Raw genomic sequence first — 21,371 nt, forward strand, 5'->3', positions numbered from 1 at the left:
TGCTTTATATCAGCGGCGGTATTGACGGCTGGATCGGCACAACCAGCACAGTCGGACCTTTACGCGCCAGTGCCGCTTTACAGGCAGCAGTTACTTCATCTTCCGTCTCTGCCCTGACTGCTGTACAGCCATAACCCGTTGCCAGTGCGACAATATCCAGCCCCGGAATGTCAAGCCCCGGCACACCCGGCGTCTCTTCCAGTACGGCAAACGATTTCAGAATGCCGTACTGACGGTTTTCCGGAATAATAAACAGCACCGGCAATTGATGCTGTGCCGCCGTCCATAGCCCCTGAACAGAATATTGCATTGAGCCGTCACCGATTATCGCCACCACCGGGCGGTTTCGCCCGCTGTCCCGTTCACCGAGTGCTATCCCGGCACTCGCCGGCAGATTCCAGCCCAGCGATCCGCTGGCAAAAGTATAGAAGGAGTCCGGTTTATCAATAGGCCAGGCGGTATGCAGTTCGCCGAGATTAGACGGCGATTCTTCCACCAGGATGGCATTTTCAGGCACCACACTTCTTACCGCGCGGAATAGTTGTGCCGCACTCAGCACACTGCCTGCAACAGGCTCCGGTGCCGCAGGGTGCGCAGCCATGCCATGCGGCTGTTTACAGACGGCAGCAGCCCGTGCGGGACGCGCAGCAACCAGTTCGGTTAACTGTTCAACCGCCAGTACCGCATCACACAACAAACTGTCACCCACCGGCGCACGACCGGCTTCAGACGGATCGTCTGTTACATGCAGCAGGCGCAATCCCTGCGGGATATATTCACCGGCGACATACGGATAATAACGGAATACCGGCGCACCGATCACAATAGCTACGTCATGCCCGGCGAGCTTGTCTGACAACGGTTTGATCGCAAACGGCAGACCACCGGCATACAACGGGTGGGATTCCGGAAATGGCGGGCGCTCCGAGGCCGGTGCTGCATGTACCGGGATATTCAGCTTTTCTGCCAGCCGGATCCCCGCGTCCCAGCCCTCTCCCCGCGCAATCGCAGAGCCATAAATAAGTACCGGATTTTTCGCCGCAGACAGTGCCTGCGCAAATTCCCTGATCCGCACAGGGTCAGGCCCGATACGTTGAGTCACCGAGCGGACAACCGCAGGTGCCGCACCCGCAGGTTGATCCCAGTCATCCAGCGGAATGGATAAAAAGACCGGACCTGCCGGAGGTTGCAGCGCCATCGCATACGCGCGCATAAATGCCGCCGGAACATCTTCTGCCCTGACCGGCTGATAACTCCATTTCACCCAGGGTTTCGGCAGTGTTTCCGGTTCAATATTAGTCAGCCACGGCTCCATCAGCAGCATGTCGCGGGTTTGGTTACCGGCAGTAATAATCAGCGGCGTACGGTTCATAAATGCGGTCAGAATATTACTCATCGCATTGCTCAGCCCGGCAGAGGTATGCACATTCACCAGTGCCACATTGCGTGTGGATTGCGCATAACCATCTGCTGCCGCCACAGCGGAAGATTCATGTAATGTCTGGATATAGCGAAAATCTGACGGAAAGTTTTTCAGAAACGTTTCTTCCGTCGACCCCGGGTTACCAAATACCGTGGTTATATTCAGTTGTCGCAGCAATTCAAATGTCACTTGCCGGATTGTTTTGTCCATCCTGATGCTCCCGTATAATCATTATATTGCGCTATAAAAGTTAGTATGTTGTTTACACGCTGTATTCCGGATTATTAAAAACAAACAGATATTGGTTTATATCTCCGGGGATTTTTTTTATTGAAAAACAATAACAAACAGATAAACAATGAAATAATGGATATGAGAAAAACCGGATATTCCTGAATGTATTACAGGATAAAATAAAGATCAAATAACCGGAATGCCGGAAATAACCTGAATATTTCAGAATGAAACAATGAATAACATTTATTTATGATATAAAGCAAAATGATAGAGGTAAGACCACATATCTTACTCAAAAAAGGTCAGCAAAATATACCTGCAGAGTCTTATTCAGAGTGAAAAAAGCGATAAAACACTGTCTGTCGGTTAATTCGTTACATCACTGTTTAACTTAGTGCTGTTATTGTTTTCCGCGTGGTACCAATTGGTTATTTTCTTTTTTTAAGCTCTCCGCGGATGCAGAGAGCTTTTTTTTTTGATTTCGGTATACTCTTTTCTGTATCATGTGACACGGCTGGCGTCGTTCCGCCAACGAACCAGCAGTTTGAATGAATAAGGGTATACATGTTGAAGATTATCAGTTTGATTGCCGTTATCATGCTGTCCGGCTGTGCCGGGGTGGGTGTCGGCGCGTCCGGTGGCTCCGATGGTGCGTCTGTCGGGATCGGTACAGGTATCGGATTTTAATCCTGCCGGTAAACAGATGCTCAGCAACATCACAAATGTGATAATCTGTCGGTCTTCACGGTACGGACAAAAAGAAAGGTAATCACATGCAGCAATGGTTAGCAGACTACTGGTGGATCATCCTGGTGCTGTTTTTTGGTATTATTCTGAATGCAATTAAGGATTTAAAGCGGGTGGATCATACTAAATATCTGCTGAACCGCCGCGAACTGCCACCACATCGTGATAATAATGCCCAATGGGATGATGAAGACGATGACCATCCGGATAATTCAGCTAAAAAGCCGTAATTATTGATGCCGTCTGCTGTGCCCATTCCGGGCGCAGCGAATGCAGCACCTCTGCTGTTTCCTGCCGTAATGCATTCAGTAATGCTTTCTTCCCGTTTATCTGCGGCTGTTTCAGTGCGCTGTCATCCGTTATATTCCCTGATAACAGAGCCGATAACCGCGCGGTTTGTGCCGGGTAGCAGGTCTGTAACAATGTCAGTGCAGGGTCTGCTACTGCCTGCGGTTTGGCGGCAAACGCAAAACCGGCAAGCATCATCCACTCACGTTCATTCAGTGCCGTTGCCCTGACAGGGGTTACCGGTGAATATCCCCATGTGCGGGAAAGCACGCTGCAATCACGGGCAAACTGCTGTAGCGCGCTCTCTGCCAGCGCTTCGCCTGCCGGTGAAAGCGGCAACAGCAACATGGCTGTATAGCAACCACTGCCCGCTTCAGGATGTGTACCCATTCTGGTAAAACGAAATCCGCAGGCGGTCCAGAATGCCGCCAGTTCAGGTGTATAGCCAAAGCTGACGGATAAATAATCCAGCCCGCAGGCTTTTGCGTCTTGTGCCGCCCGCTGTAACAGTTCCCGCCCCAGCGCCTTGCGCCGGTATGCGGCGTGAACGGCTATCCGGCTGATGCGCCGCGAAACGAGCTGTGCCGCCTGCGGGAAATAACTGTGTGCCGCCAGTGATTGTGCCAGCAGATTACCCGGAGGTCGTCGAACTCCTGCCCAGACAGCCTGTGACAGCGCTGCGGATAATCCGCCCTCATCAACCATCCAGAGCGCCGCAGCGACTTGCCCGTATTGGCGGAACAACGAAAAATGCTGCCCGCAGGCATCCGTCAGCCGCCGTAAATCAAGCGGAGATGTCCGGTAATGTGCGGCGGTGAGCAAGCCGTAAAACCCGGCAAGCAATGCAGGGTTATCACACAACGCCTGTTGCGATAATGACTGATACTCACACGTCCCCGGTAACACCGGTATTTCTGCCGGTTCTTCCAGTAACAGAGCCTTATTCAGCCAGTTTTCCAACGGGTCATTGTCCGCCCAGCGAACCGGACGGGTCAGCGAAAGCAGTGTAAAGCCCGGCAATGCATGACAAAATTTGAGTAAAAAGCCGCGACCGGTGCCTTCATAGCCCTGAACAGTGGATAACAGCAGAACGCGGGGGAATGCTGCCACAATCCGCGAGAGCTGCGGTAACGGGATCATTGCGGCTTCATCGATAACCAGCCAGCCATATCCGCTGAGATCGGCGGTTTCACTTAAAATGAGCAGATTGTCCGGCGGGATAAATTCCACATTATCAGACTGACTGAGATAGTGCTGAATAACAGAAACAGATACTTTTGCCGGTGCGCATAACAGATGATGACCCGGCGTCTGTGCCAGAAACAGACCGGCGAGAGCCGATTTTCCCCGTCCGCGGGCAGCAGGAAGACCAAAAATGCCCTTTTCCGCCTGACGCAATTGCGACAATACAAGCATCTGGTCAGGTGTGGGAGCGCCATCCGGCGGCAGCCAGCGCGCCCGCTGTGGTAAAAGAGATAATTGACAGGATTGCCCTTCATGCCAGCGGACAACCGCCTCATCATCCAGAGTCTGTGCCAGATGACGCATAAATCGGGGTGCGGGGATCAACTGCCCGCGATCGTTCCAGCGCAGGCTGTCTTCGTCGGGTCGCGTCAGCCACTCTGATTCAGCGGGCAATAACAAAATCAGCCAGCTGCCTGCCTGTAAAGTGCCGGTCAGCATTGCCAGCGCTTCAGTGTGAAGCCCCCGGCGGGCGTCAAATACGCCGTGACAAAATTCCCGTCCCAACAATAACCGCGCCTGCGGGGGGAGAACCGCTCCCTGCAACTGTGAAGAAATCACCGGCCAGTCGCCGGACACTGCCGCCATAATATCGCGCAGTGTTTCCTCACACCAGCTATCGCTTCCGCTTAATACCCACAACCGGCGTGCGCCTTGTATGCGGAGTTGTTCTGTGCAAAGCGGAAATATCGCGGGCAGCATAGGTATCCGCTACGCTTTGCCGATCAGCATTGAGAGTATCCCTGCCGCAATCAGTGGTCCGACCGGCACACCTTTAAACATTGCCACGCCGATAATGGTTCCGACCAGCAAGCCGGCAACCGTCGATGGCTGGTTACTCATCAGTGTGACCCCGCGACTGCCGAGCCATGAAACCAGAATCCCGATAGCTATCGCCAGCAGGGATTTCCAGTTCAGAAAGGAGCCGAGTACATCACCGGCGCTGATTTTTCCGCTGGCAATAGGCGCCATCACCCCGATAGTCAGAATGAGTATCCCTAATTTCAGTCCGTATTTTTCAACAAACGGAAAATAGCTGTTCAGTGGCGTAATACGCACTGCCAGCAAAAAAAGAAGGGCGAGAGTTACCGTCATATTGTTACTGATAAGCCCGAGTCCGGCTAAAACCAACAGAATAATCAGGGTCGGGTCAATATTGCTCATGTGAGATCCTGCATCAGGAGAATGAAAACCACAGATAGTATGCGCTTGCAGACGGATAATCAAACCTGCCCGGCCGGTACAGGAATAAACCGGGCAGATATTATTATTTCAGTGCGGAAAATGTATCACATTGCGCGATATCACCGGTGTCAAAACCGCGTTTAAACCATTCATGGCGCTGTGCGGATGTACCGTGTGTAAAGCTGTCGGGGATAACCCGTCCCTGACTCTGTTTTTGCAGGCGGTCATCACCGATAGCCTGCGCCGCATCCAGTGCGTTCTGTAAATCACCCTGTTCGAGTATCCCGGCATTTTTCATTTCATGCCCCCAGATACCGGCAAAGCAGTCCGCCTGTAATTCCATTTTAACGGATAACCGGTTTGCTTCCTTCTGACTGCTGCGCTGTTGGCGCTCACGCACCTGGCTGTCAATGCCCAGCAGATGCTGAACATGGTGCCCCACTTCATGGGCAACCACATAGCCCTGAGCAAAATCCCCGCCTGCCGCCAGTTTGGTGCGCATATCATCATAAAAAGAGAGATCGATATACACTTTCTGGTCAGCCGGACAATAAAATGGTCCCATAACTGACTGCCCCGCGCCACATCCCGTAGGCGTGGCTCCACGGTACAGTACCAATTTCGGCTCGCGGTACTGACGGTTCATCTGTGAAAATTTCCGTGCCCAGACCGCTTCTGTTTCTGCCAGCATCACCCCGGTGAATTCAGCCTGTTTCTGCTCCTGTGCACCGTTTTGCACAGGACGCTGTTGCGCAGAAGTTTGCCCGCCGGGCATCGGGTCACCGGAAATAAAGCCCGTCAGGTCAAGGCCGTAAAACCCGGCAACGACAACGATCACTATCACCACCAGACCGGCTTTACCACGCGGTAACGGAATACGCGGTCCGCCGGACGATCCACCCGGCATTCTGCTGCCGGAACCCCGGCGATCTTCTATATTGTCGCTCTGACGACGCCCTTGCCAACGCATGATAGCTCTCTGTTCTGATAGATATACCCTTATTCATTCAAACCGCAGGTTCGTTGGCGCAGGGAAGCCTGCCTGCATCCTGAATGACGTTGGGTATAGGATAAGTATTAAGTATATAGTACAGAGAAAACCTGGTGAGGAAAAACGCTTCTTTCTTTCAGTATGCTGTTAAAAAGCAGCCGGAGCTGCTTTATACAGAGTATTAGTCCAGCTCAACACCCAAGCGGCGCGCCACTTCTTCATAGGCTTCGATAAGACCGCCCAGACTCTGACGGAAACGGTCTTTATCCATTTTATTGAGAGTTTCTTTATCCCATAAACGGCTGCCGTCCGGCGAAAATTCATCCCCCAGCACAACCTGTCCTTTATACAGACCGAATTCCAGTTTGAAATCCACCAGGATAAGACCGGCGTCATCAAACAGGCGGGATAACACATCATTGGCGAGATAGCTCAGACGCTTCATTTCGGCGAGATTTTCCTGACTGACCCAGCCAAACGTTTCACAGTAAGACTCGTTGATCATCGGGTCATGTTTCGCGTCATTTTTAAGGAAAAGGTCAAAGATTGGCGGATTCAGCACCAGCCCTTCTTCTGTACCGAGACGTTTAACCAGTGAACCGGCAGCGCGGTTGCGGATCACACACTCGACCGGCACCATATCCAGCTTTTTCACCAGAACATCGGTATCAGACAGCAGTTTCTCCATCTGAGTAGGGATCCCCGCCGCTTCCAGCCTGCTCATGATAAAGTGATTGAATTTGTTATTAACCATGCCCTTACGGTCAAACTGCTCGATGCGCTCACCATCCAGTGCTGATGTATCATTGCGAAATTCCAGAATCAGCAAATCAGGATTATCCGTGGTATAGACGGTTTTGGCTTTACCACGATACAGTTCAGCTTTCTTTTGCATCTTGCACTCTCCAGACAGGATTAATAATAGGCATATCGCCTGATGTGTTTATTCTCCCTCAGAATGCACAGAGAAGCAATCGTTTGCGTTAGAAAAAACAACAGCGGAGGAAAGTGTGTACGGCAGATACGGTGCGCCCCCCAACCCGGCTCAGTTTAAACCATCACAAGGGATAGTCCCTGCTGTATAAGCAGGTCACGGGCTGATTGCGGAATACTTTTATCAAGCACGATATGGCTCAAATCCTGACACCCTGCCACACGATGACGGGAGATCCGTCCCAGCTTACCGGCGGTTATTCCGGTGACAACCTGATTACTCTGCTGCACCAGCGCACGTTTAAATGCCGCTTCTTCAAACCCGGAAACGGTGACCCCGCCGTCTGTATCCATCGCACAACCGCCGAGAAAACAGAGATCAATATACAGATTGGACAACTGTTGCAGAGCCTCAATACCCAGACAGGCACCTGACGGCTGATGCAGTTTTCCACCCAGTACAATCAGTTCAAACTGCGGATATTTAGTGAGTTCTGCGGCAATCAGCGGTGTATGCGTCACAACCGTCAGTGAGAAATCAGCGGGCATCTGCTGTGCCAGCAGTAAATTCAGGCTGCCGGAATCCAGAAAAACAGTGGTATTGTTTTTAATTAACCCTGCACAACCGAGCGCGATATTTTCTTTTTCTGCACTATTCTGCCCGATCCGTTGCTGAAAATCTGCCACTTCACCAAGCACACTGACCGCGCCGCCATAGACCCGTTTACAGAGCCCTTCTTCCGCCAAAACCTGCAAATCACGCCGTATTGTATGCTCTGACACACCCAGTTGCGTGACCAGCGCACTGCACTGAACCCGTCCTTCTGTCTGTAATAATTGTCGGATCAGGGATTGCCGTTGTTCCGGAAAAGCTGCATAATCGAGCACATTAATCTCCTTTAGGTTGCACAAAGAATCATAACCGAGCATCTTAAAATGTCAATCAACCCTTTATACCCGATGTCATTCAAGAGGTAACTGATGAACACACGCCATCCTGATATTGCATTTTTTCACCAACTGGCTAACCGCGCGGCACAGGAAACATTGCCCCGCTTTTTGCCGTCACACCATCTTAGTGTTGATACCAAGGTCAAAGAGGGTGTCAGCTTTGACCCGGTGACAGACGCCGATCGTCAGGCTGAAATAGCTATGCGGGCGCTGATAAACACGGTGTATCCCTCTCACAGTGTGCTGGGCGAGGAGTTTGGACTTAGCGATGAAAGTGGTGAAAAGGGAGAAAGTGATTATCAGTGGATACTCGACCCGGTCGACGGAACCCGCCCTTTCCTGCTCGGTTTACCGGTCTGGGGTACGCTTATGGGGTTGACTTACCGTGAACAGGCAATTATGGGCATGATGAGCCAGCCTTATACCAGTGAGCGGTTCTGGGCTGATGGTGAGCGCAGCTGGCACAGCAGCCCTCACGGCACATTTCTGATGGAAACCCGCAAAAACATCACGTTGGAAAATGCTATCCTGCATACTAATTCACCGGAGCCGATATCCCGCTTCCCTTCGATAAAACTGACGGCGCTGATGGACCGGGTTCTGATGACCCGTTTCGGGGGAGAGTGTTACGCGATGGCGATGGTTGCAGCAGGACGTATTGATTTGTGCTTTGATTACGCATTACAACCCTATGATATAGCGGCATTCATCCCGATAATCGAGCAGGCGGGCGGCTGTGTGACCACCCTTGACGGCGGACGTCCTGAAAAAGGTGGTGCGATTCTGGCCAGTGGCTGTTCCCGTCTTCATCAACAGGCTCTTGCCATTCTGAATGGTAATGATTAGCCTTAATATGACTATCTGATTTATATAATTTGTACTGATAAGGTTTTAAGTTATGAGTGATATTCTTTCTGTTATCCCCGCCCGGGCTCCGGCACGGCGGGAACAAATGGCAACCCGCGCACTCTTTTTTGTTGCCGGATTTGCCTCTGCCGCCTGGGCTGCACTGGTGCCATTTGCCAAACTGAATACCGGGGTCAATGATGGTGTTCTCGGGCTGTTATTATTGTGCCTGGGTGGCGGTGCGCTGGTCGCAATGCCGCTCACCGGCATTCTGACAACCCGCTTCGGCTGCCGCCGGGTGATGACAACCTCCGTTATCCTGCTCAGTCTGACCCTGCCGCTACTCGCGATGATTAACCATACCGGGTTACTGGCGCTTGCATTGGTTATTTTTGGTATGGGGATCGGAATTACTGACTGTGCCATGAATATTCAGGCGATTATTGTCGAGAAAGCCGCACCCAAACCCATGATGTCGGGCTTTCACGGGTTTTACAGTGTCGGCGGAATAGCCGGTGCCGGGGCAATGAGTGGTTTTATGCTGGCAGGTATGGGCGCGGTTCAGGCGGCATCTGTCGTGATGATAATCTGCCTGCTGCTGCTGACTGCCGGGTATAAAGGGATTCTGGATTATGCGTATCCCGCTGAAGGACCGGCCTTTGCCGTGCCGCGTGGTGCCGTGCTGCTTATCGGGATTGTCTGTTTTGCCACTTTCCTGGCAGAAGGCAGCGTACTGGACTGGAGTGCGGTATTTCTGACGGAGTATCACAATGTGCCGGACAGCCTTGGCGGGCTGGGTTTTGCCTGTTTTGCCGTGCTGATGTCTCTCGGGCGGTTGACCGGTGATAAAATTGTCGCGGTTCTCGGACGTCCCCGGGTTGTGCTGTGGGGTGCACTGCTTGCGGCAGGCGGGCTGCTGCTGAGTGTTCTGACAGATAACTGGCTGATTGCGCTCACCGGTTACGGGCTTATCGGGCTGGGTTGCGCCAATGTGGTGCCGGTGATGTTTTCAGCGATCGGGCGGCAGACCAGTATGCCACAGGCGGTTGCCGTTCCTGCGGTCACGACTCTCGGTTACCTGGGTATTCTGGCTGGCCCCGCGTCTGTCGGGCTTATCGCATACCGTTTTACGCTGCCCGCCGCACTGATGGTGGTGGTCGGTTTATTACTGGTAGTAGCACTGCTGTCGCGCAAAGTCAGTATGCGGTGAGACAACATCGTACACCGGTTATCACACCGGTGTACGAAACCTTATTCATTCAGACCACAGGTTCTGCGGAGACTTTCAGTATCGCTTTCAGGCGCGGATAGCGTCGGGCAAGCCGCCAGCGCAGGCGTAAATCATTGGCATTATCCCAAATCAGTGCCCAGATCCCGCGGTCAAACAGTTCCTGTATCATCGCCTGTTGTATCGCCGGTGATTCAATGTCGCTGATAGTATGCAGGATCCCCAGACCCTCTTTGGATATCTGCCAGTGACACGCGGATACCTGTTTTACAATATCGGCATGACGGTGATTAATCGCATCCAGCATTTCAAGGATTTTCATATAATTATGAATGGTCCGCACCCGGATCCTGTCATCCTGCGGCGTATGGGAGACTGATTCGGAATGGATCAGATAATCGTAATAACGTTCATCAATATATTCAACCCGCCCAGCCGTCAGCAGAACCTCCGTAGTCCAGGGAATGTCCTGGTGATGCAGTCCGGGTTCAAAACGGTAGTTATGTCCGCGCAAAAATGCGCTGCGATACAGGTTAAGCCAGGTGACATGCAAAAATTTACGGGAATCCAGCGCCCGCTTCAGCCATTGCGGACCGGAGATAACCCCTGTTGAACGCAGACGATCCGACGGAAAAATAGCATTCGGCTCCCGTCCGTCCTCATACACATACGTGCCGTTACAGGTCGCCACATCAAGCTGACCCTGCAATGAAATATCCAGTAACCGCCCGTACATCGACGGATGGATCACATCATCAATATCCGGAAACGTGACATAAACTCCTTTCGCGGCAGCAAATCCGGTATTGCGGGCAACTGAAACGCCCTGATTTTCCTGATGAATAATAGTAACGGCGGGAAATTTATCTTTCCATTCATCCAGCACCGCGGCAGTGTTATCTTTGGAGCCGTCATCAACCAGAATCAGTTCCCAGGCAGGTAAGGTCTGTTTTTGCAGGCAATCAAAAAACTGAGGGAGAAATTTTTCTCCGTTATAAACGGCGGCAACAATGCTCAGTAAGGGTTGTGATGGAGCCACAGATAAATGCATATCAGTCCCGTCAATTCCGGATTCATGCTGAAGCTGACTCAGCTTAAATAGTGATAAAATAATTGTGATTAATCACTATAACGGCTGTGGTATTTATAAACGTAGCTAATGATGCCATAACATTATGATAAGCCGGAGTATCACGCTTTAAAGGAGTCGGCTGTTGTACCTGTTTGCTATAAAATAATTTACGCAAAAAAAATACCGGTCATTAATTATAATGACCGGTATTTTTAATTATATTCACCCGGTATATATCCAACCTCATTCAGGATGCCGCCAATGAACCTGCGGTTTGAATGAATAAGGGTATATCGATACCGGTGATAATTATTGCTTCATTGCAGCTTTACTGAAAGCCGCTTCCAGCGCTTTAACCATTTCATCATTTTCTTTCTGTGTCAGAGGTTTCCCTTTGGCACTGATGAATTGCAGGCTGCTGCGGTTATTCAGGTCACCGACCTGCAGGGTGTAATCCCCTTCTGTAACAGAAGGATCGTCCATTCCCATGCTGCTCCATTCCGCAGAGCTGAGTCCTTTATAAGTGACTTCAACATTACCTGTGGAGCGGGTACGGTCGCCCACTTTCATCCCGACACTTTCCAGTGCGCCCGGAAGGCGTGACCAGACCACATCAAATGGTGCGCGCACAACAATCTGCGGCAGACCGGTTTTATCGCTGCCGCTCTGAACTTCCAGAACAGCAAACTGACCGGCATTGCTGTCCTGACGGGCAGCATTGCGCAGGCGATCCAGACCATCAACCACTTCATTGAGTGTCAGATTGTTGTAACGGGTAATTTCTACTTTATCCGTTACCGCGTTTTCACCCTGCTTCAGGCCTTCACTGGTCACAACAACCGCAAGCTGTGAGCCTGCCGGTTCGATTTTGATGCGCTGGCGGGACTGCAACGGCAGATCTTCATCTGCACGCTGCCAGACAATCCAGTCAGTCACAATTTCACCGGTGGCTTCATTGCGCTGACTGACCGGCACGGAGCGGTCTGCCAGAACGCGGTTAATCTGCGCCCATAATGTTTTGTTTTCCGCCGAATTTTCCAGCAGAAGACGGCTGGAATCTGCTGCGGTTTCAGTACGGGAACCTGCTAACAGGCTGACGGTCTGTACCGGCGGACGAATATCCAGCGCCAGACCGGTCGCACCTTCATGCTTAACCTGAGGAATATCATACTGCCCGCTTTGTAACGGCAGGATCATCCCCTGAGGGACATTCAGCGTCTGCAACTGCGGCGCATCCAGATACGAGGTATCACCGCTGACCTGGCGCTTATAGCGCTGATCGCCGGAGCAGGCTGCCAGTAAAAAAACCACGGAGAGGCCAGCGACCTTCATAACCTTTGATTTTTGCAGTAGTGTTGCCATTCAGATTCCCTAAAGTATTATCGTATGCCGGCCGTCTTCATGGCTTGCCCGATCGTCTTCTGCCCCGCTTGTGTGAGAGGTAACAGCGGCAGACGCAATGTCTGCTCCGCGATCAGACCCAGCTGATGACAGGCCCATTTCACCGGTGACGGGCTTGGTTCACAGAATAAATTGTGATGCAGGTCCATCAGTTGATTGTTAATCACACGCGCCTGGCTGAATTCACCGCGCAGAGCGAGATCAAACATTTTTGCCATTTCTGCTGCCGCCACATTGGCTGTCACAGAAATCACGCCTCTTCCGCCCAGCAACGTGAAATCCAGCGCAGAGGCATCATCACCACTAAGCAGAATGAAATTTTCATCATTTACCAGGGTTTTGATTTCACTGACACGGCTTAAGTTCCCGGTTGCTTCTTTAATTGCAACAATATTGTCCAGTTTTGCCAGGCGGGCAACAGTTGCAGGTAACATATCACAGCCGGTACGCGTTGGCACATTATACAGAATTTGCGGTAATGCGGTATTCTCCGCAATCATTTTAAAGTGCTGGTACAGCCCTTCCTGAGAGGGTCTATTATAATAAGGTGTAACCGTCAGACAAGCAGCAATTCCAGTATTTTCAAATTGTTCCGTAAACCAGACGGCTTCATTTGTGGCATTTGCCCCTGTTCCGGCAATCACCGGAATGCGCCCTGCCGCAAACTCAAGCGTCGCCAACACCACATCAACGTGCTCCTGATGGGACAGCGTGGCAGACTCGCCGGTGGTTCCGACTGCCACAATCGCAGAGGTTCCTGCTGCAACATGATAATCCACTAACTTTTTGAGACCCGCCTTGTCAACACGACCCTGTGTATCCAGTGGTGTAACCATCGCAACAATACTGCCTTTTAAAACTTCATTTACGTGTGACATGTACAAAACCCTCATCAATCGGATAAATATACCCTTATTCATTCAAACTGCAGGTTCGTTAGCTGCGCTCATCCAGCCGGGTCACATACCAATGTATGCTCCCCGGTGGTCGGAGCTTGCCGCCTGCCTGCATCTTGAATGACGTTGGGTATATGTGGCATCAATTTAATGGTACTTCTTAGTTGCACAGAAAAAAAACTCCCTAACTGTACGTTTTTAATGAATTTTGTTAATACCCGGCGCCAGACCTTAAAAAGAAGTAATAATGTCCGCTTTTTTAACCGGTAAATCAGCGGAACACATGATAGCGTGTCTGTATCGGGTATGCTTGATATGACGCAATCATTTGATTATTACCACAGAGCACCAAACAGGTTATTGCCATCGGCCTTATCTTTCTTTATGTTTAACACATTCATGATGTCAGAAGAGGAATGTGGGTTTGCCGCAACACGATCAGCAATATCTGGTTATCACAGCTCTGGGACGGGATCGCGCGGGGATTGTTAATGCAATTACCCGCCATGCCGGACAGTGTGACTGTAATATCGAAGACAGCCGCCTGGCGATTTTTGGTGAGGAATTTACCTTTATCATGATGCTGTCCGGCAGTTGGAATGCCGTAGCCATGCTGGAGTCCACCCTTCCTGTGCTGGCAGCAGAGTTAGATCTGCTGACAGTGATGAAGCGGACTCAGCGCGGACACCAGCCGACAGCAACCACCGGCGTCAGCGCCCGGATAACAGTGGCGGATGCGGCAGGACTGGTCGAACGGTTTACCAATTTATTTATGAAACTGGATTACACCCTGGCCGAGCTGGTGTCAAAAACCCGGCCGGATGATAACAGCACGTCCGCCCTGCTGGAAATTCAGATTACTGCCCATCACCCTACGGGTGAAAACACGGATATATTGCAACATCAATTTACCTGTCTTTGTGCTGAATTACAGGCCGAAGGCAATGTTACCCTGATAAGTCATTAATTCTTATATTTATAATTACGTTTACGGAGAGTATGTAATGAGCCCATTGAACGCCGGTGATAAGGCGCCACAATTCAGCCTTCCTGACCAAGATGGTGAGTCAATCAGTCTTGCTGATTATCACGGTCAGCGTGTACTGGTTTATTTTTATCCTAAAGCCATGACACCGGGCTGTACCGTCCAGGCGTGTGGTCTGCGCGATAACATGGATGACCTGAAACAGTTCAACGTTGAAGTACTGGGGATCAGTACAGACAAACCTGAGAAGTTGTCCCGGTTTGCTGAAAAAGAGCTGCTGAATTTCACTTTGCTGTCAGATGAAAACCACGAAGTCGCACAAGCATTCGGCGTCTGGGGCGAGAAGCAGTTTATGGGGAAAACCTATGATGGTATCCACCGTATCAGCTTCCTAATTGGTACTGACGGAAAAATAGAACATGTGTTTGATAAATTTAAAACCAGTGATCACGAACAGGTTGTACTCGATTACCTGAAATCACGCAGTTAATTTATTCGCCAGAATTATAAAAACACTATCCCCGGATAGTGTTTTTTATATTTAAGCCATTTATTTATAATAAATGAACCTACGTATCACATTACTATTTTGTGAAAAAAAATAATATGGTATTGTCTCCCGGCTGACAATGATGTCATTATGTTAAAAGGGATATTTAATGAAGTTAACCAAAATTGCCACTGCATTATTATTTTTAGCGCCCGCTTATTTATCTGCGGCAACCCAGGATTTTACCTACCGTAATGGTTATAAAATCACAGTTGATCAGACCTCACCTGACGTCAGTATTCAAATAAAAAAATAATAAACCGACACAATCAATCAGCACACCAAATTCAAATGGTATTTCGCATAACTATTTTTCTGAATTCAATGTGGGAAAACGCGGACTGAACATTGATAACGCACCATCTGCCCGGGTGATTATCAACGAAGTAACCGGATCAAATATCAGTCACCTTGACGGCAAAATGGCCGTTATGGGTAAACAAGCCAGCCTGATTATCGCTAACCCTAATGGTATTAACTGCAACAATTGTGGTGTATCCAATGTCAGCCACCTGACACTTTTAGCCGGAAATACGGCGCCTGATGTTGCGACCGGGAAATTAACCGGTTTTAAAAATATATCAGGTGATGTTTTAGTTAATAATGTAAAAAGTAAAGACATCCAAAGTAATTTAACCATTACAGCCGTCAGTGCTGACATCAGAAACGCTTATATTGATGCGCCAATGACAACACTTAATATTGGTGCCGAAAAAAATTGATTTTTCTGATAAAATCACATCGCAAATTGCCGAACAAAAACTCGACCGGGGACATCTGATTAATGAAGCAAAAACCTATTCAGCATCCGGAATTGATGAAGATACAAAAATAAAAGGCAATCTTACTGTTAATGCAACAAATTCGTCTTTTTCTAATGATGGGGTGATCACCGGCAATACAGTGAACTTAAATTTATTACACTCTGAATTTATGAATGATGGATATATAAAAGCAAGCACAATTAATGTAAATGCTAAAGGTGGTAGTATTTCCAATAGCAATACATTGTTTGCGAAACAATTATCCGGAACATACAATGGTGATTTTTCTTTATCCAACAACGTTGCTATGGCTGGTAAAAGTACGTTCAGTGTCGGTACTCTGACACTGACAAGTAATAATATTAACAACCTGATTGACCTTAATAATAGTGAGTACCAGGGCGTTTATCGTGATAATACACTCACAATTGATAATGAATCTTCTTTCTATGTTAGTTCATTCAATATCAATGGAAGTCACGATACCATTAATATTAAAAACAAAAAAATAATGGGGGCTGGCCTTGTTAATATAAACGGCGGTTCTGTCAGACTCCATAATGAAGATCTATTAGCGGTTAAGGCCGGTTCAACTGTTCATGGTATTCTTGGCACCTTTGGCAACGGCATTAATCATGAGAATATTACCGCGACCACTCATGATTTTAATATGTAAATCTGATTAAATAAAAGGTGATGTTTTAATAAAAACATCACCTTTTAAATATAATTTAATTATTTTCCGGTATCATTTTTTATATTATCGGGGATCACTTCTTCCGGCCAAGCATGAATAACCGCTTTAATTAATGTTGCCAGCGGGATAGCAAAGAATATCCCCCAGAATCCCCACAGACCGCCAAAAATAATAATCGAGAGAATAATCACCAGCGGATGTAAATTGACCGCCTCTGAGAATAAAATCGGCACCAGAATATTACTGTCCAGTCCCTGAACCACAAGGTAGGCAATAAACATCGTCCAGAAATCTGAGGTTAACCCCCACTGAAATACCCCGACAAGAGATGCGGCAGGGCTGGTCGAATAGTTTACCAATTTATTGATGAAACTGGATTACACCCTGGCCGGGCGGGTGTCAAAAACCCGCCAGGATGATAACAGCACGTCCGCTCTGCTGGAAACTGAGAAGTTGTTCCTGTTTGCTGAAAAAGAGCTGCTGAATTTCACTTTGCTGTCAGATGAAGATCACGAAGTCGCACAAGCGTTCGGCGTCTGGGGCGAGAAGCAGTTTATGGGGAAAACCTATGATGGTATCCACCGTATCAGCTTCTTAATTGGTACTGACGGAAAAATAGAACATGTATTTGATAAATTTAAAACCAGTGATCACGAACAGGTTGTGCCCGATCACCTGAAATCACACAGTTAATTTATTCACCAGAATTATAAAAATACTATCCCCGGTAGTGTTTTTTATATTTAAGTTCTTTACTTATAAAAAATGAACCTAAATATAATATTAATACTTTGTGAAGAAATGATATGGTATTGTCTCCCTGCTGACAATGATGTCATTATGTTAAAAGGGATATTTAATGGAATTAACAAAAATCGCCACTGCATTATTATTTTTAGCACCCGCTTATTTATCTGCAGCAACCCAGGATTTTACCTACCGCAATGGTTATAAAATTACAGTTGATCAAGTCTCACCTGATGTCAATATTCAAATAAAAAATAATAAACCAACACAATCCATCACCGCACCAAATTCAAATGGTATTTCGCATAACTATTTTTCTGAATTTAATGTAGGAAAACGTGGACTGAATATTGATAACGCACCGTCCGCCCGTGTGATCATCAACGAGGTGACCGGAACGAATATCAGCCAGCTTAAAGGTAAAACAGCGATTATTGGTAAACAAGCCAGCCTGGTCATCGCTAATCCAAATGGTATTAACTGCAACAATTGTGCGGTATCCAATGTTAGTCATTTGACACTTTTAGCCGGAAATACGGTGCCTGATGTTACTACCGGAAAACTAACTGGTTTTAAAAATATAACAAACGATGTTATCGTCAATAATGTCAAAAAAGATACGATAAAAAATAAACTTACGTTAACCGGAAAGAATATAGAATTAAACAACTCTTATATTAATTCGCCTGAAACAAAGATTAACATTGGCATGGATGTTATTGATTTTTCAGATAAATTAAAATATCAGATTACTGATGTAAACTTAACCAAAGAAAAAAAAAGATTACACCGTATACACCCGTCCATTATTATCTATTGGTGACAATACTGAAATACGTGGGAAGTTGGTTATTAATGCAGACAACGCCGCTCTGATAAATAATGGCAGTATTATTTCCACTAACACTCGACTTAATTTGATGAATTCTGAGCTATCTAATAATGGTTATTTAAAATCATCAGAAATTGATATTAACGCGAAAGACGCCACTATAAGTAACAATAAAAAAATTCCATGCAAATAGGCTGAATGTCAATTACATGGGTGACTTCAAAATTAATAACCACAACGAATCTGACTCTGATTCTCTTTCAATCGACAATATATTAATCAACAGCCTGAATGTAAAACAAAATATACAACGTGGCCCCGATGAATATACTTATTCCTTACGCGACAACTCATTAATTATAAATAACAATGGGCTATTTTCAATTTTCCGATTAAGTGTTACAGGAAATCAATACGATAATGTACTAATTTCAAACGAAGGCACTATATTGTCGGATAAGATTGATATAAAGGCCAGTACAGTCAGAATGATCAACAATAATACTTTTGAAGTTCGTTCTGAATTAGATGTCGATAGCATTAACGGATTTTATACCTTTGGAGATAACAAGATTTTAGTTTCCAACAAGATTTTAAATATGTAATTTTTTTTGTGAATAACCAAAAGTGATGTTTTCTAAAAACATCACTTTTATTTTTTTGGTTATTTTTTGGGAATGGACTGTATATCGTCAGGAGTCACTTCTTCCGGCCAGGCATGAATAACCGCTTTAATCAGTGTTGCCAGCGGGATAGCAAAGAATATTCCCCAGAATCCCCACAAGCCGCCAAAAATAATAATTGAGAGAATGATCACCAGCGGATGCAGATTAACGGCCTCTGAGAATAAAATCGGCACCAGAATATTACTATCCAGCCCCTGAACCACAAGGTAAGCAATAAACATTGTCCAGAAATCAGATGTTAGCCCCCACTGAAATAACCCGACCAACACCACCGGAACCGTGACAATGACCGCGCCCACATACGGAATAAGAACCGAAACCCCGACCAGCACCGCCAGCAACAGCGCATAATTCAGACCGACCACTGCAAACACAATGTAAGTACAGACACCAACAATAATCATCTCTGTGACTTTGCCGCGGATATAGTTGGAGATCTGCTGATTCATCTCCTGCCAGACCTGACCGGCAAGGGAACGGTTACGTGGCAGAATACGCTGAAATCCGCGCAGCATCTGCTCTTTGTCTTTCAGTAAAAAGAAAATCATCAGCGGCACTAAAATCAGATAAATTGTCAGTGCCAGTAATCCCACCAGCGACGCCAGCGACATTTTCACCACTGAATCCCCGACTGAGAGCAGCTTACTGCGTGCATTGTCGAGGATCATATCCATCAAACCCACATCCATTAATGCAGGGAAGCGATCCGGCAGTCCGCGGGCAAATTCGTTGAACCGGCTGAACATATTCGGCATATCCAGCAACAGGTTACGTCCCTGGCTCCAGACGGTTGGCGCAAGAATAAAGATAACCAGCACACTGATCCCGATAAACAGGCTCAGGATCAGGCCAATCCCCATTTTGCGCGGGCATCCCCGTTTTTCCAGCTGATGAATCGGCCACTCCAGCAGATAGGCAAGCACAATGGCTATCAGCAGCGGCGCTAAGATACCGCTGAAAAAATAAATAATTCCGAAACCTGCCAGCAAAATGACGGTCAAAGCTACTGCCTGGGGATCGGCAAACCGCCGTCGGTACCATTGTATGATTAAATCCAGCACTGTACTGCTCCTTGGCTTAGTGGCGTAAATCTGACAATTCCTGCCACCCGGGCAGTCTGTGTGAGGATTTTACTTGAGTGTTTGCTATGATACACGAATTATTACCAGTGATAATTAACGGGGAAGACGTCATCCTATGAATTCGTTTCTGAAAAAACCGTTAGCAGCCTTATTGGCTGTCATCCTGACATTACCGACGCTGCCTGTTGCGCATGCCGCCATTGAGGATGCACTACCGGAAATCGGCACAACCGCCGGAGGCACACTCAGTATCGGGCAGGAAAACCTGATGGGCGATTTTTATCTGCGGATGATACGCAGTAGCTCACCAATGGTCTATGATCCTGTTTTACTGCAATATGTTAACACCCTCGGGCAAAAATTAGTCTCCAACGCCGATGCGGTAAAAACCCCGTTTAATTTCTTTCTGATAGCCAATCCGAATATCAACGCCTTTGCCTTCTTCGGCGGCAATGTGGTGCTGCACACCTCACTGTTCCGCTACAGTCTGACGGAAAGCGAGCTCGCCTCAGTAATGGCGCACGAAATTGCTCACGTAACCCAGCGCCACCTTGCCCGCATGATGGAAGATCAAAAAAATAAAGCCCCGCTGGCCTGGGCGGCAACACTTGGTTCAATTCTGCTGCTGATGACCGGAACGCCCGTCGGGGCGGCAGCGATGACATCAACAATGGCAGGAATTCAGCAAAATATGATCAGTTTTACTCAGTCAAATGAGCAGGAAGCTGACCGTATCGGCATGGGAACGCTGAGCCGTTCCGGATTTGACCCGCAGGGGATGCCGGATTTCATGACCATTATGGTGGATATGTCCCGCTACAGCTCCAAACCACCGGAAATGCTGTTAACTCACCCCCTGCCGGACAGCAGGCTTGCTGATGCGCGTAACCGTGCCAACCAGATGACCCGTAAAAATCCGCCGCAATCACTTGATTTTCTGCTCGCCCGCGCCCGGGCAATGAGTATGTACGGCGGACAGCCCCTGCGTAATGCCACCGATCAAATGATAGACAATTACAGCAAGGGCAACAGTAAAGAACAGATGGCCGCGGATTACGCGCGGGCAATTTTGCTGTACCGCGACAATAAATATGATGCGGCCTCGCAAATTCTGACAAAACTTCTGGCGGCAGAGCCCAATAATGTCTGGTTTATTGATGTCATGACGGATGTCGATATCGGACTGAATAAAACACAATCCGCCGTCACCCGGCTGGAAAATGCCATAAAGCGGGACCCGGGAAATCCGGTTTACCGGATTAACCTCGGCAATGCCTATATTCAGAATAAACAGTATGATAAGGCAACAAAAATCCTGCGCAATTATACCTTTGATTATCCGTCTGACCCGAGCGGCTGGGATTTACTGGCAGAAGCAGGCGGTAAAGCCGGGCATCGCGCTGATGAACTCGCCGCCCGCGCGGAATACCAGAACTTAATGGGTGATTTTGACGGCTCTGTCCGCAGCCTGACCGAAGCCAGCCGCCAGACAAAGCTCAACAGTTATGACCAGGCGCGTTATGATGCGCGGATTGACCAAATCCGCCAGTTACAGATGCAATTCAAACAATTTAAATAATCAATGAGG

21 protein-coding genes and 2 pseudogenes are annotated in these 21,371 nt (G+C 48.2%); 12 read left to right on the forward strand and 11 right to left on the reverse strand.

Annotated features, from left to right (window positions below; translation table 11 throughout):
* Positions 1-4 precede the first annotated feature (4 nt).
* The gene (mdlC, locus tag AYY16_RS05800) at positions 5-1,633 is read right to left on the reverse strand and encodes a benzoylformate decarboxylase (protein ID WP_067363219.1); all 1,629 of its coding nucleotides are present in this window, start codon (positions 1,631-1,633) and stop codon (positions 5-7) included.
* A 591-nt stretch (positions 1,634-2,224) separates the two neighbouring features.
* On the opposite strand from mdlC, the gene AYY16_RS21400 reads away from it, so the two are divergent.
* The gene (locus AYY16_RS21400; RefSeq protein WP_263317255.1) at positions 2,225-2,347 is read left to right on the forward strand and encodes a hypothetical protein; all 123 of its coding nucleotides are present in this window, start codon (positions 2,225-2,227) and stop codon (positions 2,345-2,347) included.
* 86 nt (positions 2,348-2,433) lie between these two features.
* A complete protein-coding gene (locus AYY16_RS05805) occupies positions 2,434-2,637 on the forward strand; it encodes a YpfN family protein (RefSeq protein WP_067363222.1) in 204 nt (67 codons plus the stop codon).
* Here AYY16_RS05805 and AYY16_RS05810 read toward each other — a convergent pair.
* From AYY16_RS05810 to AYY16_RS05830, 5 genes are all read right to left on the reverse strand, one after another.
* Entirely contained in the window at positions 2,624-4,639 is a 2,016-nt protein-coding gene (locus AYY16_RS05810) for a tRNA(Met) cytidine acetyltransferase TmcA (protein WP_067363225.1), read from the reverse strand. The genes AYY16_RS05805 and AYY16_RS05810 overlap by 14 nt on opposite strands.
* Before the next feature lie 9 nt (positions 4,640-4,648).
* Complete coding sequence (locus tag AYY16_RS05815; protein WP_067363228.1) at positions 4,649-5,101, reverse strand: DUF441 domain-containing protein; 453 nt, start codon at positions 5,099-5,101, stop codon at positions 4,649-4,651.
* Positions 5,102-5,204: 103 nt separating this feature from the next.
* The gene (ypfJ, locus tag AYY16_RS05820) at positions 5,205-6,092 is read right to left on the reverse strand and encodes a KPN_02809 family neutral zinc metallopeptidase (RefSeq protein ID WP_067363231.1); all 888 of its coding nucleotides are present in this window, start codon (positions 6,090-6,092) and stop codon (positions 5,205-5,207) included.
* Between the two features lie 202 nt (positions 6,093-6,294).
* On the reverse strand, positions 6,295-7,008 hold the full coding sequence (gene purC, locus AYY16_RS05825) for a phosphoribosylaminoimidazolesuccinocarboxamide synthase (RefSeq protein ID WP_067363234.1): 714 nt from the start codon (positions 7,006-7,008) through the stop codon (positions 6,295-6,297).
* 155 nt (positions 7,009-7,163) lie between these two features.
* Positions 7,164-7,934 carry a DeoR/GlpR family DNA-binding transcription regulator gene (locus AYY16_RS05830; RefSeq protein WP_067363237.1) on the reverse strand — a complete coding sequence of 257 codons (771 nt, stop codon included), beginning with the start codon at positions 7,932-7,934 and terminating at the stop codon, positions 7,164-7,166.
* 93 nt (positions 7,935-8,027) lie between these two features.
* On the opposite strand from AYY16_RS05830, the gene AYY16_RS05835 reads away from it, so the two are divergent.
* Both AYY16_RS05835 and AYY16_RS05840 read left to right on the forward strand, forming a co-directional pair.
* A complete protein-coding gene (locus AYY16_RS05835) occupies positions 8,028-8,843 on the forward strand; it encodes an inositol monophosphatase family protein (RefSeq protein WP_067363240.1) in 816 nt (271 codons plus the stop codon).
* Positions 8,844-8,895: 52 nt separating this feature from the next.
* Positions 8,896-10,053: an MFS transporter gene (locus AYY16_RS05840; RefSeq protein WP_067363243.1), complete on the forward strand. Its 1,158-nt coding sequence runs from the start codon at positions 8,896-8,898 to the stop codon at positions 10,051-10,053.
* 49 nt (positions 10,054-10,102) lie between these two features.
* Here the strand turns inward: AYY16_RS05840 and AYY16_RS05845 are convergent, their stop codons facing one another.
* From AYY16_RS05845 to dapA, 3 genes are all read right to left on the reverse strand, one after another.
* A complete protein-coding gene (locus tag AYY16_RS05845) occupies positions 10,103-11,122 on the reverse strand; it encodes a glycosyltransferase (RefSeq protein WP_067363246.1) in 1,020 nt (339 codons plus the stop codon).
* Between the two features lie 330 nt (positions 11,123-11,452).
* Complete coding sequence (gene bamC, locus AYY16_RS05850; protein WP_067363250.1) at positions 11,453-12,505, reverse strand: outer membrane protein assembly factor BamC; 1,053 nt, start codon at positions 12,503-12,505, stop codon at positions 11,453-11,455.
* Positions 12,506-12,522: 17 nt separating this feature from the next.
* Positions 12,523-13,422, reverse strand: a complete 900-nt coding sequence (dapA, locus tag AYY16_RS05855) for a 4-hydroxy-tetrahydrodipicolinate synthase (RefSeq protein WP_067363253.1) — start codon at positions 13,420-13,422, stop codon at positions 12,523-12,525.
* A gap of 442 nt (positions 13,423-13,864) precedes the next feature.
* Here dapA and AYY16_RS05860 point away from each other — a divergent pair, with 442 nt between their 5' ends.
* The 4 genes from AYY16_RS05860 (at position 13,865) to AYY16_RS20890 (ending at position 16,415) form a co-directional block, all read left to right on the forward strand.
* Positions 13,865-14,407 (forward strand): ACT domain-containing protein, encoded by a 543-nt coding sequence (locus AYY16_RS05860; protein WP_067363256.1) that lies wholly within the window; start codon positions 13,865-13,867, stop codon positions 14,405-14,407.
* Between the two features lie 37 nt (positions 14,408-14,444).
* Positions 14,445-14,915, forward strand: coding sequence for a thioredoxin-dependent thiol peroxidase (gene bcp / locus AYY16_RS05865; RefSeq protein WP_067363259.1), 471 nt, complete (start codon positions 14,445-14,447; stop codon positions 14,913-14,915).
* A gap of 356 nt (positions 14,916-15,271) precedes the next feature.
* The gene (locus AYY16_RS20885; RefSeq protein ID WP_235846250.1) at positions 15,272-15,697 is read left to right on the forward strand and encodes a two-partner secretion domain-containing protein; all 426 of its coding nucleotides are present in this window, start codon (positions 15,272-15,274) and stop codon (positions 15,695-15,697) included.
* Positions 15,681-16,415, forward strand: coding sequence for a hypothetical protein (locus AYY16_RS20890; protein ID WP_067363267.1), 735 nt, complete (start codon positions 15,681-15,683; stop codon positions 16,413-16,415). The genes AYY16_RS20885 and AYY16_RS20890 overlap by 17 nt, the downstream gene beginning before the upstream one ends.
* A gap of 59 nt (positions 16,416-16,474) precedes the next feature.
* Here AYY16_RS20890 and AYY16_RS05880 read toward each other — a convergent pair.
* Positions 16,475-16,762: pseudogene (locus AYY16_RS05880) on the reverse strand (AI-2E family transporter); the annotation flags it as partial.
* A gap of 121 nt (positions 16,763-16,883) precedes the next feature.
* Here AYY16_RS05880 and AYY16_RS05885 point away from each other — a divergent pair.
* From AYY16_RS05885 to AYY16_RS20900, 3 genes and pseudogenes are all read left to right on the forward strand, one after another.
* Positions 16,884-17,129 (forward strand): annotated as a pseudogene (locus tag AYY16_RS05885) (redoxin domain-containing protein); the annotation flags it as partial.
* Positions 17,130-17,295: 166 nt separating this feature from the next.
* On the forward strand, positions 17,296-18,006 hold the full coding sequence (locus tag AYY16_RS20895) for a filamentous hemagglutinin N-terminal domain-containing protein (RefSeq protein ID WP_067363274.1): 711 nt from the start codon (positions 17,296-17,298) through the stop codon (positions 18,004-18,006).
* A 218-nt stretch (positions 18,007-18,224) separates the two neighbouring features.
* Positions 18,225-18,620: a hypothetical protein gene (locus AYY16_RS20900; protein WP_067363276.1), complete on the forward strand. Its 396-nt coding sequence runs from the start codon at positions 18,225-18,227 to the stop codon at positions 18,618-18,620.
* 59 nt (positions 18,621-18,679) lie between these two features.
* Here the strand turns inward: AYY16_RS20900 and AYY16_RS05900 are convergent, their stop codons facing one another.
* Positions 18,680-19,762 (reverse strand): AI-2E family transporter, encoded by a 1,083-nt coding sequence (locus tag AYY16_RS05900; protein ID WP_067363279.1) that lies wholly within the window; start codon positions 19,760-19,762, stop codon positions 18,680-18,682.
* Between the two features lie 136 nt (positions 19,763-19,898).
* Between AYY16_RS05900 and bepA the strand changes: the two genes are divergently transcribed.
* Positions 19,899-21,362: a beta-barrel assembly-enhancing protease gene (gene bepA, locus AYY16_RS05905; RefSeq protein ID WP_067363283.1), complete on the forward strand. Its 1,464-nt coding sequence runs from the start codon at positions 19,899-19,901 to the stop codon at positions 21,360-21,362.
* Positions 21,363-21,371 lie beyond the last annotated feature (9 nt).

The sequence above is a fragment of the Morganella psychrotolerans genome (assembly GCF_001676155.1).
In the GTDB taxonomy this organism is placed as follows: Bacteria; Pseudomonadota; Gammaproteobacteria; order Enterobacterales; family Enterobacteriaceae; genus Morganella; species Morganella psychrotolerans.

Coding starts and splice junctions, on each gene's coding strand:
- mdlC (WP_067363219.1), bottom strand. CDS start 1,633: ATGGACAAAACAATCCGGCAAGTGACATTTGAATTGCTGCGACAACTG.
- AYY16_RS21400 (WP_263317255.1), top strand. CDS start 2,225: ATGTTGAAGATTATCAGTTTGATTGCCGTTATCATGCTGTCCGGCTGT.
- AYY16_RS05805 (WP_067363222.1), top strand. CDS start 2,434: ATGCAGCAATGGTTAGCAGACTACTGGTGGATCATCCTGGTGCTGTTT.
- AYY16_RS05810 (WP_067363225.1), bottom strand. CDS start 4,639: ATGCTGCCCGCGATATTTCCGCTTTGCACAGAACAACTCCGCATACAA.
- AYY16_RS05815 (WP_067363228.1), bottom strand. CDS start 5,101: ATGAGCAATATTGACCCGACCCTGATTATTCTGTTGGTTTTAGCCGGA.
- ypfJ (WP_067363231.1), bottom strand. CDS start 6,092: ATGCGTTGGCAAGGGCGTCGTCAGAGCGACAATATAGAAGATCGCCGG.
- purC (WP_067363234.1), bottom strand. CDS start 7,008: ATGCAAAAGAAAGCTGAACTGTATCGTGGTAAAGCCAAAACCGTCTAT.
- AYY16_RS05835 (WP_067363240.1), top strand. CDS start 8,028: ATGAACACACGCCATCCTGATATTGCATTTTTTCACCAACTGGCTAAC.
- AYY16_RS05840 (WP_067363243.1), top strand. CDS start 8,896: ATGAGTGATATTCTTTCTGTTATCCCCGCCCGGGCTCCGGCACGGCGG.
- AYY16_RS05845 (WP_067363246.1), bottom strand. CDS start 11,122: ATGCATTTATCTGTGGCTCCATCACAACCCTTACTGAGCATTGTTGCC.
- bamC (WP_067363250.1), bottom strand. CDS start 12,505: ATGGCAACACTACTGCAAAAATCAAAGGTTATGAAGGTCGCTGGCCTC.
- dapA (WP_067363253.1), bottom strand. CDS start 13,422: ATGTCACACGTAAATGAAGTTTTAAAAGGCAGTATTGTTGCGATGGTT.
- bcp (WP_067363259.1), top strand. CDS start 14,445: ATGAGCCCATTGAACGCCGGTGATAAGGCGCCACAATTCAGCCTTCCT.
- AYY16_RS20895 (WP_067363274.1), top strand. CDS start 17,296: ATGGAATTAACAAAAATCGCCACTGCATTATTATTTTTAGCACCCGCT.
- AYY16_RS20900 (WP_067363276.1), top strand. CDS start 18,225: ATGGGTGACTTCAAAATTAATAACCACAACGAATCTGACTCTGATTCT.
- bepA (WP_067363283.1), top strand. CDS start 19,899: ATGAATTCGTTTCTGAAAAAACCGTTAGCAGCCTTATTGGCTGTCATC.